Raw genomic sequence first — 13,996 nt, 5'->3', positions numbered from 1 at the left:
ATGAAAGCGCCCCACCGGCAATGACAGAGTTACAACCCAAGGCGGCAGCTTTCACCCAGCACCCGGCAAATCCTGCCTAGTGGAATTATTGTGATTTTCCCGACATTTAATTTCCACGACAACGCAATCAGCGGTAACATGGCGGCATCAACATCCTACTCTCAGGTATGCGTGTGAGCCGGTATACCGGACTGATCAAGCTTGTGCTTGGCTTCTGCGTCATTTTCGCCGGCGCAGTGTATGGCCTTCTGCAGCTCTACCATGAGCAGCGGAATGCCCTGCTGAGCGATGGCTTGTCCAGTGCCGAGGAATACGCCGCCACCATCAAGCAGCAGACCGACCGCCGCTTCGACGGCCTGCTGATCACCACCAGCTTTATCCGCGATCTGGCCCGCGAAGTGCCAGACCGCGATGCTTTCCTCAGCTTGTTCCTGCCGATGGCCAATGCGCTGATGCAGCGCAACGTCTTTCTCAACGGCGTTTATGTCGGCCTGCCGGATGGCTCGTTCCATGCCGTGCAGGCATTTTCAAACCAGGATTCGGCCTGGGTCGGCTTTGATATCACCGGCAAGCGTACCATCCTGATGCGTGAGCTGGTGCGCGATCCAGCCAACGGCGAAATCGTGCGCAATGAATTCGTCATGCCCACTCAGGGCGGCGGCTTCCTGCGCTCCGATCATGAAGCGCCTCCTTACGATCCGCGCCAGCGGCCTTGGTATATCGGCGCCCAAAAGGCTGAACGCCCGATCTGGACCAAGCCCTACACCTTCGCCACCGCCGCCACGCTAGGCATCACCTATGCCGTGCCGGTATTCGATGCCGGCGGTGTGTTGCGGGCGGTAATTGGCGTCGATATCGAGTTGAGCGAAGTATCACGCATTGTCGACGCGGAATCGCGCCGCATTGGCGGCACCGTGTTCATTGCCACCGGCGAAGGCGAGGTGCTGGGCCATTCGGCGCTGATGCGCCGCTTCCGCGCCCAAAATAACAGCCGCTCAGGCGGTGTCGGCGATCTGGGCGATCCGGATGCCTCGGCACTCTTCGAGGCTTTGCGCGACGATAGCACGTCGCGTTTGATCGAAACGCCGCGCGGCCTGCTGGTCGGCGCCGCCAATCGTTCCGACATTCCGAGCGCCCCCTTCTATACCTATGTCGGTCTGCCGGAAACAGCCGTGCTGCGCGATGCCGAGCAGCGGCTGCGGCGTAATCTGATGTTGGCCTTCGCCGGCTTTGTGCTGTTTTCCATTGGCGCCTTCTACACTCTCAAGCTGCGCGAGAAATCTGTCGCCCTGGCCAAAGCCGAGGAGGAATCGCGCGCTGCCCGCGTCGTCGCCGAGGACGCTACGCGCGCGAAGTCCAACTTCCTCGCCACCATGAGCCACGAAATCCGCACGCCGATGAATGGCGTGATGAGCATGGCGGAAATGCTGGAACTGACACCGATGGATGGTGAGCAGCGCCGCATGTCGAAGGTGATCCGCGAGTCGGCGCAGGCCTTGCTCACGGTGATCAACGACATCCTGGATTTCTCCAAGATCGAAGCCGGCAAGCTGGATATCGAAAGCGTGCCGTTCAGCCTTGGCGATCTGGCCGATGGCATCGGCGAGCTGCTGGCGCCGCGCGCCGACGACAAGATGCTGGAACTGGTTGTCGACATTGATCCAACTGTGCCGGACAAGCGGCTTGGCGACCCGACCCGCGTGCGCCAGGTCCTGCTCAATCTCGGTGGCAACGCGGTGAAATTCACCCATGAAGGCAGCATCACCATCCGCATCCAGCCGATGGCTGAACCGCATTGGCTGCGCTTCGAGGTGATCGACAGCGGCATTGGCCTCACCGAGGAGCAGCAGGCTAGGCTGTTCCAGCCCTTCAGCCAGGCGGACAGTTCCACGGCACGCAAATACGGCGGCACCGGCCTCGGCCTCTCGATCTGCAACCGGCTGTGCGAATTGATGGGTGGTCGCATCGGCGTCACCAGTACCGCCGGCCATGGCTCCACTTTCTGGTTCGAATTGCCGCTGCCGCCAGAAGACGGCGCCGAGGCACCGCGGCCAAAACAGGATATCGCATCGTGTCGCGTCCTGCTGGCTGGCCTGCCGGCAGAGCAGGCAGCCCTGGCGGCGCAGTATCTGCGTGCCGCAGGAATCACGGCGATCGACATGCAATCGACCATGCCGACCGCACGCCAGCGCCTTGCTGCCGGCGATATCGACCTGGTGCTGGTGGATGCGCGCAGCCCTGGCGGCGCGGATCACACCAGCGTGCTCGATCTACCGGCCAGCCAGGCGACAGATGCCCGTTTCGCCCTGGTGGCGCCGCGCAGCCTGGTATCGACCCTGGATGCCGCCGCGCGCGCGCATTTCCGCCTGGCGCTGACTTACCCGCTCAACCGCCATGGCCTGTGGCGTGCCGCCGCCCTGGCGCTCGACCTGATAGCTGGCGATGAGGCGGAAAGCGCCTTCCGCGAGGACATGGCCTGGGCGCCGCCGGATATCGAAACCGCACGGGCCGGCAACGCCCTGGTGCTGGTAGCGGAGGACAACCTGACAAATCAGGTGGTGATCCGCCAGATGCTGAGCCGCATGGGCTTCGCCTGCGAGATCGGCGACAACGGTGCCCAGGCATTGGAGATGTATCGGAACAATTCAGGCTATGGCCTGCTGCTGACCGACTTCCATATGCCGGAAATGGACGGCTTCGAACTGACCGCCGCGATCCGCGGCGCCGAAAGCCCCAATGGCCCGCGCCTGCCAATCGTGGCACTGACGGCCGATGCGCTGACCGGCACCGAGCAGCAATGCCTGGATGCCGGTATGGATGGCTACCTGACCAAGCCGATCAACAGCCGGGCGCTGGGCGACATGCTGACGCAATGGCTGCCGCAGGCCTTGCCCCTGCGCGTACCGGCGAGCAAGGCGGCCGCACCAAAGGCCACCACGGCTGTGCCCGCCGCCACGCCCGGTCCCGATTGGGACACCGACATTTTCGATCCAGCCCCGCTCGCGGAAATGTTCGGCAGTCTGAACGATGCCGCCAAGGGCTTCCTGAGCAACTTCGTCGCCGATGCCGCCACGCGCGTAGCAGAGGTAGAAGCGGCCATGGCAAAGGGCGACCTGGAAGCGGCGCGCTTTGCCGCCCATACGCTGAAAGGCTCCGGCCGCTCCATGGGCGCCAACCGGCTCGGCAACTTGGCGTCCGATCTGCAGGATGCCTGCGATGCCAACGACACCGATACCGCCGCGCTGATGGCAGAATTGCTGCCCGACACCTGGCGCGAATTGAATGAAACCCTGCCGCAGATCCTGCGGCATTGAGACGAGGCCGCTAAGCACATGGTCGGTATTCCACTCGATAAGATCCGCATCCTGGTGGTGGAGGATGAAGATTACACCCGGCAGATCATCTGCCAGCTCCTGCGCCAGCTAGGCTACCGGCTGCTGCATGAGGCATCCGATGGCGAATCCGGTTTCAAGGAACTGGTGCGGGTGCGGCCATTGCTGGTGCTTTGCGATGTGCATATGCAGCCGCTCGACGGCCTCGGCTTCCTGGCAAAGGTACGCGGCATGGCCAATCCCAGCGTCGCGGAAACGCCGGTGGTATTCCTCACGGCCGACAAGCAGCAGGAAACCGTGCTGACGGCCAAAAAGCTGCAGGTGGATGGCTACATGGTAAAGCCGGTATCGCTGCAGGTCCTGAAGCAGCGTCTGGATACCCTGCTCAAGAGCCGCGGCATCCTCTGAAACCGGCTGACCTCAGTCGTGCGCCAGGATCAGGTTGCGCACCAGCGGGTAAATCTGCGTATTCCAGCGCCGGCCATTGAACACGCCGTAATGGCCGACACCCGGCTGCAGGTGGTGCTTGCGCATATAGGGCTTGAGGCCGGTGCAGAGATCATGCGCCGCCAGTGTCTGGCCAACTGAGCAGATATCGTCCTTCTCGCCTTCAACGGTAAGCAGGGCGGTGCGACGGATAGCCTTGGGATTGACCTTTTGGCCATGCACCACCAGGCGGCCTTCAGCCAGATGGTATTCCTGGAACACGCGCTGCACGGTCTCGATATAGAATTCCGCCGGCAGGTCGAGCACGGCAAAATATTCGTCGTAGAAGGTCTTGGTCGCCTCGGCCTTCGCCAGTTCGCCGGCAGCGATATTCTCGTAAAGCTCGACATGCGCCTTCACATGGCGGTCCATGTTCATCGACATGAAGGCGGTAAGCTGCACGAAGCCGGGATAAACGCGGCGGCCGGCGCCCTTGAAACGCTGCGGCACCGTATCGATCAGATTGCGCTCGAACCACTCGATGGGCTTGCCGGTGGCGAGGTTATTCACTTCGGTCGGATTGACGCGGCAATCGATCGGGCCGGCCATCAGCGTCATGGTGCGCGGCTGCGCCTTGTTGCCGCTCTCCGCCATCAGCGCCACGGCAGTCAGCACCTGCACGCAGGGCTGGCACACGGCCACCACATGGGCGCCAGGGCCAAGATGTTCCAGGAAGCGGATTACATGGTCGACATATTCATCGAAGCCAAAGCGGCCATCGGACAGACTGACGTCGCGGGCATTATGCCAGTCGCTGATATAGACATCGTGTTCCGGCAGCAGCGTCTCCACCGTGCCGCGCAGCAGCGTGGCGTAGTGGCCCGAGAGCGGCGCCACCACCAGCACGCGCGGCTGCACTACATCGCTGTCCTTCTTGAAATTCAGCAGGGTACCGAAGGGCGTGACCAGGGCGGCGCGTTCGGTCACCGCCACCTCGCGGTTGCCGAGCTTGACCCACTCGATGCCATAGGGCGGGCGGTGATGGGTCAGAGTCGCGCGCGTCACCATCTCGGCGCCAGCGGCCATGTGGCGGAACAGCGAGGTATCGCGCAGCGGATTGGACGGATCGTTAAAGGCCCCTTGCGCCATGCGCGCAACCGCACGGACCGGCTCCATCAGATCGGAGTAAGCTTGATAGGCGTAGTACATCATGCGGGCGGAAAACCCATGCTGCTGGACGTTGCCGGACCCGGACCGGGCGTTTCCAGCGCCGCAATCCCAACCGAGACGATAAAAGGCTAGTGCATTTTTTATTGCACTGCGAGATAATAATGCAGAGCAGCATCGCCCGGCCGGTCTCCCCGGCGGGGCGGCACCAAGGGATGACGCCATGGCGAAGGCCACGCTTACCATCAGCAGCAAGAATTATTCGTCCTGGTCGTTGCGCGGTTGGTTGCTGTGCAAGATGGCGAAGCTGGATTTTGAGGAGGTACGGCTTTCCGCCGACGACCCCTCCTCCCGCGCCGAGCTGCTGCTGCTCTCGCCGTCTTTCCTGGTGCCCTGCCTCACCGATGGCGAGGTAAAGGTCTGGGATACCCTGGCGATTGCCGAATACTTGAACGAAATCAAGCCCAAGGCAGGGCTGCTGCCGAAAGACCTGGCGCAGCGCGCGCATTGTCGCGCGGTGGCCGGCGAAATGCATTCCGGCTTTGCCAACATGCGCGCCGCGCTGCCGATGAACCTGAAGGCGAAGCATCCCAACTTCAAGATCTGGGCCGGCGCCCAGGCCGATATCGACCGCATTCTGGCGATCTGGCGCGAATGCCTGGAAACCTATGGCGGGCCGTTCCTGTTCGGCGCCACGCCGACGCTGGCCGATGCCATGTATGCGCCGGTCTGCACCCGCTTCGAGACCTATGACGTGAAGCTCGACAGCGTTACCGCCGACTACAAGAAGCTGATCCTCGACCTGCCGGCGATGCGCGAATGGAATGCCGAAGCGCAGCTCGAGCCGGCGGAAGTGGAAGAACTCGACGTCGAGTTCTAAGCCGGCTCAGGCCATAAACCTCAGGCCACCCGTTTCAAGCCAGCACCCGTTTCAAGCCTGGGCGCCATCGCGTGGGCTGCGGGCATATTCGTTCATGGCACCGCTTTCGGCCTCGAAACCGCGCGGATTATAGCCGCAGCCCTGGCACATTTCCGGCTCGCGCTGGCGGAATTGCTCCATCCATTGCGCCACGCCCTGGCTCTGCCAGGCCGAGGTGAAGCTCTGGTGCTCCAGGCTGGTGCGGTCGAAATAGGCCGTGTCGTTGGTAACGCAGCAGGGCGTCAGCAAGCCCTCCACCGTGCAATAGGCGGCATTCAGCGGCCGGTGGCAGCGCTTGCCGCTCGGCTCCATGCCCGGCGCCGCAACGATCATGGATTGCTGCCCGTAGCGTGCCCGCGCCTCCCGGATGATCCCGAGGCCCCGGGCGATATCCTGCGGATTCAGGCCGAGCGCGTTGGTGCTGGCGGCATAGCTGACCAGCGGCTGCACCTCGATCACCTTGGTACCGATACCGATCAGGTAGTCGAGCAGGCCTTCCAGCCGATCCAGATTCATCCGGCTCAGCACGATGGAAACCGTGAGACCGGGAAACAGCCGCAGCAAACCGCTTAGCTGTTTTTTCAGCTTCTCGGCGTCGGTGCCGGCGCGGGTGATCGCCGCGCCTTCCTGGTCCAGCGCATCGACAGAGACACTCAAATGCCGCAGGCCGCGCTGCGCCAGCCGCATGTAGTAGCCAAGGTCGCGCACCAGGGCATTGGTGTTGAAGCTGACCAGATCGAATTTGCCGCTCTCAAGCGCGATATCCAGCAACTGCGGCAGCTTGGGGTGAATGGTTGGCTCGCCTACGCCCTGCAGCACCGCCACATCGGCCAATGGCGCATTCTGGATCACGGCGCGAAAACGCTGCACCGGCATATGGCGGTTGTGCCATTCGTCAGCCTGCATCGCCACGGTGCGCGGACAGCCGGCGCATTTCAGATTGCAGCCGGTGGTGATTTCGATCTGCAATCGACGCAGCTTGACCGGGGCGGGAAACGGATTGGCGGCAGCGCGTGCCATGATTCGAAGCTCCTTGGGGTAGGCGCTTCGACCCTAATAAAAATCATATATACTCGCCGTATATGCGATATAAATTTGCGGTAACATACTGTAGTTGCTATCAAAATTAGACAGGATTGGACAGAATTCGACTTCAACGCGGGGCGAACACCCGCTACACATGAACGTGACCGCAGCGTTTCCGCCGATGCGTCGTATAACGACGATAAAGCAGGGCTTAGCCGTTTCGTTGCGGCAGGTATGGATTGGGAAGCAGCAGTGTTCGACCGGTCGCGATTGGCCGTGGCCCATGCCCTAAACGCGGCGGGCCTACGCAATCTCTTCAACGCCGTGTGCCGTGATGCGCTAGACGCTACCCAGGCTACACGCGCCAGCATCTGGTATTTCGAGGCCAATGGCAGCATTTCTTGCCAATACCTGATCGACCGCCGCATCGCCAATGCACCGGCCGGCATGGTGATCAGCCGCGACCAGTATGCCTCCTACCTGGATGCCATCCTCGCCGAGCGCGTGATCGCCGCAGAGGAGGCGCGACAGCATCCCGCAACACGCTGCTTCACTAAAGACTACTTCACCGACAATGACATCTATTCGCTGCTGGATTTCCTGATCCATGACCGCGACGGCACGCCGGCAGCAATCCTGTGCTGTGAGCAAACTGGCGCACCCCGGCAATGGCGCGAGCGTGACCTGGTAACCCTCTACAGCTTGGCGGAATTCATCACCGGGACGCTGCAATACCAAACCGGCAATGCCGCACAGCGTGCCTTGTTTGATACCGGCCTGCCCTTTTACGACGATCCACTGCTGCTGGAAGCGGCAATATACTGGGCATCAAAACGCAGTTCGCGCTTCGCGCCATTTCGCAGCGATATTTCTCCCATCGACCTGCCACGGCAGCTACTGCCGCACTTAGTCATTGCCGAATTGCTGCATGATCCTTTCGATGTGCGCTTCCACATGGTCGGTGCCGCCATGGTGGAAAAATTCGGTCGCGACTTCTCCGGCGAGCGCATCGACGACCTGATGCGCGACGACTATGCCGTCTATATTCGTGGCCTGTTCCGTCGCGTCTACGATACTGCCAGCCCGGTCTATTCCGAAAGCTCGTTCCGCTGGGACCTGGGCCGCCACGGCCGCACCCGGCGACTGATGCTGCCGCTGACCATCGATGGCCATCGTGTTTCACAGGTGATGACGCTGCAGGTCTGGCCCGAAGGCGATGTGGAGAATCTGCAACCGAGCGCAACGCCAATCAACAGCAGCACACTCGAACGCGGCATCCTGCAATCGCTGCTGCTGCCGCGCTTCGACCGCGACAGCGCCTAGACGCGATAACTCTGCACCAGCGCGGCCAGTTTGGCGGCCTGATCGGCCAGGGCCTGGGCGGAGGCGGCACTCTCCTCGATCAGTGCGCCATTGCGCTGGGTCAGTTCATCCATGCTGGTGACGGCGGTGTTGACCTGCTCCAGGCCGGTGGATTGCTCGCGGCTGGCAGCCGAGATCTCCGCCACGATATCGCTCACTTTCTTGATTGCCGACAGGATTTCATGCAGCGCGGTGCCGGTGCGGCCAACCAGCTCGGCACCTGATTTCACTTGAGCATTGGATTCCGAAATCAGCCCCTTGATATCCTTGGAGGCGCTGGCGGAACGCTGCGCCAGGGCTCGCACTTCCTGCGCCACGACAGCAAATCCTTTGCCCGCCTCCCCTGCCCGTGCGGCTTCGACGGAAGCATTGAGCGCCAGCAGGTTGGTCTGAAAGGCGATTTCGTCGATCAGGCCGACAATATCGGAAATCCGCCGCGCGCTATCCTCGATGCGACTGACCGCCGCCACCGCATCATTCACCACGACTCCGCCGCGCTCACCGGTTTCGCGCGCCGCCTGGCTGAGCTGGTTTGCCGCCTGGGCATTATCGGCATTCTGCCGCACGGTTGCGGTGATCTGGTGCATCGCGGCGGCGGTCTGCTCGATGCTGGCCGCCTGGCTCTCGGTGCGCGAAGCCATGTCGCTGCTGCCAACGGAGATTTCATCCGTGGATGCGGCAATGGCTTCCGATGCGGCTTTCAGCGCCCGGATCACTTCGCTGGTGGAATCGAGCAATTCATTGATGCCCTGGCAGAGCTCGCGGATATCGCCATTGAGTTCGGCAATGTCGATACGCTGCGTCAGGTCGTTGGCGCGCGCGGCGGCGATCACCTTGTCCACCGCCTGGCGCATCAATTGCGCCGACCGGACCTGTGCCGTGATGTCGGTGGCGAATTTCACCACCTTGTAGGGCCGGCCACTGGCATCGAGGATCGGGTTGTAGGAAGCCTGGATCCAGACCTCCCTGCCACCCTTGCCAACACGGCGATACTGCCCGGCATCGTAGGCGCCGCGATGCAGCTTGGCCCAGAAGTCCCGGTAGGCCTGGCTCTCGGCATAAGCCGGCTCGACAAACAGGCGGTGATGCTTGCCGCGCACTTCATCCAGGCTGTAGCCGAGCACGGCGAGAAACGCTTCATTGGCATCCAGCACAATGCCATCCAGGGTGAAGCTGATCATGCCCTGCGACTTGCGTATCGCCGCAAGCTGGCCCTCGAAATCGGCGGCGCGCTGCTTCTGCTCGGTGATATCGGCGGCGATTTTCACCACCCGCACCGGCTGGCCATTCTTGTCAAAGATCGGATTGTAGCTGGCCTGGATCCAGACCTCGCGGCCGCCCTTGCCAAGCCGCAGATATTGCCCGGCATCATATTCGCCGCGCCGCAGCTTCTCCCAGAAGCCACGATATTCGGCGCTCGCCTTGTATTCCGGGCTGACGAAAATGCTGTGATGCTTGCCCTGCACTTCCGACAGCGTATAGCCCATGGCGGCGAGGAAGTTTTCATTGGCCTGCAGGATGGTGCCATCGAGGCCGAACTCGATCATGCCCTGGGAGCGGTTGATCGCCTCGAATTTGGCAGCCGCGAATGCCTCGTCCTTGCGTGCGAATAGACCGAACATGCGTCACCCCTGTTTTCCACCCAGTTTATCCTGCCCAGCCTGGCAGCCGCTTCATGCTCAAACTTGTGTGCGAAGATTGGCCCCTGGCCGACAGCGGCGACACCGGCCCCTCCCCGCGAGACCTCGCACAAAAAACAGCGACTGAAAGTAGAGTAATCCCAAGGTTGGTGTTTTGTTACAAAAATACCAGCAATGCTGCCGCCAGGGCTCATTAATACTTGTTTATTAAGGTTTACTGGCCGGCCGGAACCCCGGCCCCGTCACGCGTCAGAGCCCGAGCGCTTCATACGGATAGAAGCGGGCAGTCTCCCCCGGTTCCAGGCGCAACAGGTCTTCCGGCAGCTCGATCAAGCCATCGGTGCGCGTCAGCGAGGTGATCACGCCTGCGCCATCAATGGGATATTTCTCGGCCCGCCAGCCGCCCCGGCCATCATCCTGCAGCGAGACGCGCACCCATTCGCGGCGATCCGCCTTCTTCCTGTAGGAAAACCCGGCCGTGACCGCGAAACTGCGCGGCGGCAGCGGCGTTGCGCCATTCAAGCGTTGCAGCAGCGGCCGTGCGAAGAAACAGAAGGTGAGCATTGCCGCCACCGGATTGCCCGGCAGGCCGAAGAAAGGCACATGCCCGATCATGCCCAGCGCCACCGGTCTCCCCGGCTTGATCGCCAGACGCCAGAAATCCAGGCGGCCCTGCGCCTGGATGGCGGCCTTCACATGATCTTCCTCGCCGGTCGAAACGCCGCCGGATGTCACCACCGCATCATAGTCGCGCGCCATAGCGGCGAAAAAGGCGGTAAGGTGATCGCGGCGATCCGGCTGAATGCCAAGATCACTCACCTTGCAGCCCGCAGCGGCGAGCAGAGCCGCCAGCATCGGGCGGTTGGCATCGTAAATACCGCCATCAGGCAGCGGACCACCGGCTTCGTGCAATTCATCGCCAGTCGACACCAAGGCCACGCGCAGCGGCCGCCGCACCGTCAGCACGGCATGGCCGCTGGCAGCCGCCAGCGCCAGGTCCTGCGCCGACAGGATGCGACCGGCAGGCAGCACGGTTTCCCCGGCCGCCAGATCCTCGCCCGCCAGTCGGCAGTTGGCGCCGCGCTTGATACCGGGCTGAATCACCACCGCATCACCCTCGACCCGGCAATCCTCCTGCATCATCACCGTATCGGGGTGATTGCTGCCTGCACCCAGCGGCATCAGGGCACCGGTGAGTACCCGCACCGCTGTGCCACGCGGCTGCGGCATGGGAAACGGATGGCCCGCAGCAGAGCGGCCGATCACCGGCAGGCGGGTTTCGCCATCACGCGACAGATCATCGTAATAGACCGCATACCCATCGACGGCGGAATTATCGCGCGGCGGCACCGCGACCTTGGCTACGAGAGGCTCGGCCAGGATGAGGCCATGGCAAAGTGCCAATGGCAGGGCTTCAGTCGGCGCAATCGGAACCAGACGGGAAGAGAGTTCAGCCAAGGCGGCATCCAGCCGCAGCAACGTGCCGCCATGGGCAAAGCAGTCGTCACTCAGCTGCGCCACGCTGCACCTCGTGCCTGCCGCCGCCCGCCATCCAGGCGAGAATGAACGCAACCACCTGCTGCGGTCGATTCACATCCAGTTGCGGCACCGGCAAAGCCGGTATCGCGGCATCGCTGGCTACCGCAATGATCGTGGCATCCTCCGTCTGCAGCATCGGCTTGCCAACCGAAGCGCGCCAGACCTCGATCTTGGCATGACTGGATTTCTTGAAGCCTTCCACCAGCACCAGATCCACCGGGCCAAGGCGTGCAAGCAACTCTTCCAGCGTCGGCTCGGCCTCATCACGCAATTCATGCATGATCGCATAGCGCCGGGCCGAGCTGATCACGACCTCGCTGGCACCGGCCTCGCGATGACGATAGGAATCCTTGCCGGGCTTGTCGACATCGAATTCGTGATGCGCATGCTTGATGGTCGAGACCTTCACGCCCTGGGCCACAAGCAGCGGGATCAGTTCCACCAGCAGCGTGGTCTTGCCTGCGCCGCTCCAGCCGGAAATGCCCAGAACCTTCATCCCAGACGCTTCACGCTCGGCCTTCATGACGGCTTCTTGCCGGCAGCCTTGAATTCCGCTGCCGCGCGCTCGGCAAGGTAATCATCCGTGGTGCGGACTTCGGGGCGTGGTGCGCCGGCATAGGGATCGATCTTGCTTTCGCTCTGCACGATCACGCGGCAATCGGCGCACATCCGCATGCGGTCGGCAACGGCGCTCTGGCCATACATCCAGTGCTTGCCTTCCAGCTTGGCGATCACCTTCTCGATCGAGGATTTGGTGCCGAACGGCTTGGCGCAGCGAATGCAGTGGAACGGCTCCTCTTCCTTCACCAGGCGCGGCTGGGCCGACTGGGCAGTGAAATTCACCCGCGGCTCGAGCGCGATCACCTTCTCAGGGCAGGTCGCCTTGCACAGGCCGCATTGCACGCAGGCATCCTCGGTGAAAGTCAGGCGCGGACGCTCCGGGTCATCGCTCAGCGCACCGGTCGGGCAGGAGGAAACACAGGCCAGGCAAAGCGTGCAATTCGCGGCATCGACCTGCAGGCTGCCAAACGGCGCGCCCGGTGGCAGCACCACGGCATCCACCGGCTGCGGCGCCACCGCATGCAGATGCCGGAAGGCCAGGCGCGACAGGTCGCGGTTGCGGCCCATCGGCAGATAGCTGGCACCGCTTGGCCCTTCACGGCGCGGCAGCGCGGTAAGCGCCGCCGCCAGCCGGTCCGGATCATCGGCCTCGATCAGGCCCACGCGGCCGCCTTCATAGCCCAGGCCCACCAGCACGCTTTCGGTCAGCGCCAGCTGCTGGCCCAGCCCGGCTACATCGTCGCTGCGCTTGGCCGGCGCCAGCATGCGCAGATCGGCGGCGCCATAGGCAAAGGCGGACGCAAAGAAAGCCACATTGCATTCGCCTAGCGCATGCACGGCGAAAGGCAGCACGCGGGCCGGCAGGCCATCGCCATAGCGCGCCAGCGCATCGATCAGCGGCGCACCATGCTTGGCATCATGCAGCAGGATCACGGCCTGGCTGCCGCCAGCTTCGCGAAAAGCCAGCAACAGGCTGCGCAGGCGGTCGGTCAGCGTGGCCGGCGGTGGCAGGCTGTATTCAGCGGCCCCGGTCGGGCAGACCGCGCCACAATTGCCACAGCCGCCGCAGATATAGGGATCGATGGCCACATGGTCGCCGGCCGGCGTGATCGCCCCGGTGGGGCAGACATCGAGACAGCGTGTGCAGCCGGTTTTCTTCGAACGGCTATGGGCGCAGAGTTCGGCATGGAAATTGACATAGATCGGCTTTTCAAAACTGCCGATCAGGTCTGCGGCCTCGAACAGCGCAAGCTGAACCGCGGCCGGATCCTTGGGGTCCGGGCGGAAATAGCCATCGCGCTTTTCATGGGCGGAAAACAGCGGTGCACTGCCAGTGAGATCGATGATGATATCGCAGCGCGATTTGGCACCATTGCGCGGTGCCCCGAATTGCAGGCTGCGGCGCGAGGAAGGTAGCGGCAAGGCGTAATCGTCGATCACCAGATCGAACGCACCGAGATGACCGCGTGCCGTTGCGATGCGACCCTGCACGATTGGCAAATCCATCACCGCAGGCGGTGACACATCCTTCGGCCGGTCCAGCATGATGGTGACATCGAGCCGGTCGCTGAGCTGTCGCGCCACGGCGATTGCCTGCTCGTCGCGGCCATAGACCAGGGCCACGCCTTCGGATTTCATCGTGACAGCCGGCAGGACCGGCGACGGCACCGTGGCGGCGGCAATCAGCGCGGCGATCTTCGGCGTTGCCGCCGGCGCCTCCGCCGACCAACCGGCGGTTTCGCGGATATTGACATAGGTGACCGGAACATCGCTGCCCAGTTCCTCGCGCTGCTCGTCGAACAGCGGGCTTTCCTGGGTGCAGGCCACCACCAGCGGTTCGCCGGCCTGCAATGCCGCCTGGAAATTCTTGATCTGGGCACGGCAAAGCTGGCTGGCGACGTCACCGCCCTCGGCAGCGCCGCAGGCACGCGCCAGCGCCTTGCCATCCAGCGGCATCGTGCCTTCGCAGTTGCACACCAGGACGCGTTTTCCGTCCAGCCGCATGGCCTGTTTTCACCCGACAA

The 13,996-nt window shown here is 62.9% G+C and carries 10 protein-coding genes; 4 read left to right on the top strand and 6 right to left on the bottom strand.

Annotated elements, in window-relative coordinates:
* Window positions 1-173 precede the first annotated feature (173 nt).
* Window positions 174-3,314, top strand: a complete 3,141-nt coding sequence (locus V6B08_RS09415) for a hybrid sensor histidine kinase/response regulator (RefSeq protein ID WP_341980004.1) — start codon at window positions 174-176, stop codon at window positions 3,312-3,314.
* A gap of 18 nt (window positions 3,315-3,332) precedes the next feature.
* Window positions 3,333-3,740 carry a response regulator gene (locus V6B08_RS09410; RefSeq protein WP_341980003.1) on the top strand — a complete coding sequence of 136 codons (408 nt, stop codon included), beginning with the start codon at window positions 3,333-3,335 and terminating at the stop codon, window positions 3,738-3,740.
* A 12-nt stretch (window positions 3,741-3,752) separates the two neighbouring features.
* On the opposite strand, the gene V6B08_RS09405 is transcribed toward V6B08_RS09410, so the two are convergent.
* Window positions 3,753-4,970 carry a polyhydroxyalkanoate depolymerase gene (locus V6B08_RS09405; protein WP_341980001.1) on the bottom strand — a complete coding sequence of 406 codons (1,218 nt, stop codon included), beginning with the start codon at window positions 4,968-4,970 and terminating at the stop codon, window positions 3,753-3,755.
* Between the two features lie 178 nt (window positions 4,971-5,148).
* Between V6B08_RS09405 and V6B08_RS09400 the strand changes: the two genes are divergently transcribed.
* Window positions 5,149-5,805 (top strand): glutathione S-transferase family protein, encoded by a 657-nt coding sequence (locus tag V6B08_RS09400; RefSeq protein ID WP_341979999.1) that lies wholly within the window; start codon window positions 5,149-5,151, stop codon window positions 5,803-5,805.
* Between the two features lie 51 nt (window positions 5,806-5,856).
* Here the strand turns inward: V6B08_RS09400 and V6B08_RS09395 are convergent, their stop codons facing one another.
* The gene (locus tag V6B08_RS09395) at window positions 5,857-6,864 is read right to left on the bottom strand and encodes a radical SAM protein (RefSeq protein WP_341979997.1); all 1,008 of its coding nucleotides are present in this window, start codon (window positions 6,862-6,864) and stop codon (window positions 5,857-5,859) included.
* 258 nt (window positions 6,865-7,122) lie between these two features.
* On the opposite strand from V6B08_RS09395, the gene V6B08_RS09390 reads away from it, so the two are divergent.
* Window positions 7,123-8,193, top strand: a complete 1,071-nt coding sequence (locus V6B08_RS09390) for a PAS domain-containing protein (RefSeq protein WP_341979995.1) — start codon at window positions 7,123-7,125, stop codon at window positions 8,191-8,193.
* Here V6B08_RS09390 and V6B08_RS09385 read toward each other — a convergent pair.
* The 4 genes from V6B08_RS09385 to V6B08_RS09370 form a co-directional block, all read right to left on the bottom strand.
* Complete coding sequence (locus V6B08_RS09385) at window positions 8,190-9,854, bottom strand: methyl-accepting chemotaxis protein (protein ID WP_341979991.1); 1,665 nt, start codon at window positions 9,852-9,854, stop codon at window positions 8,190-8,192. The two genes, V6B08_RS09390 and V6B08_RS09385, sit on opposite strands and share 4 nt — an antisense overlap.
* 267 nt (window positions 9,855-10,121) lie before the next feature.
* On the bottom strand, window positions 10,122-11,393 hold the full coding sequence (locus V6B08_RS09380) for a molybdopterin molybdotransferase MoeA (RefSeq protein ID WP_341979989.1): 1,272 nt from the start codon (window positions 11,391-11,393) through the stop codon (window positions 10,122-10,124).
* Complete coding sequence (mobB, locus tag V6B08_RS09375; protein ID WP_341981620.1) at window positions 11,377-11,907, bottom strand: molybdopterin-guanine dinucleotide biosynthesis protein B; 531 nt, start codon at window positions 11,905-11,907, stop codon at window positions 11,377-11,379. The genes V6B08_RS09380 and mobB overlap by 17 nt, the downstream gene beginning before the upstream one ends.
* 23 nt (window positions 11,908-11,930) lie before the next feature.
* Window positions 11,931-13,976, bottom strand: coding sequence for a 4Fe-4S binding protein (locus tag V6B08_RS09370; protein ID WP_341979987.1), 2,046 nt, complete (start codon window positions 13,974-13,976; stop codon window positions 11,931-11,933).
* Window positions 13,977-13,996 lie beyond the last annotated feature (20 nt).

Origin of the sequence: Ferrovibrio sp. MS7 (assembly GCF_038404985.1) — a bacterium.
Taxonomy (GTDB): Bacteria; Pseudomonadota; Alphaproteobacteria; order Ferrovibrionales; family Ferrovibrionaceae; genus Ferrovibrio; species Ferrovibrio plantarum.
Note: the sequence above shows the minus strand (reverse complement) of the source record. Positions and strands in the feature narration are given on the sequence as shown.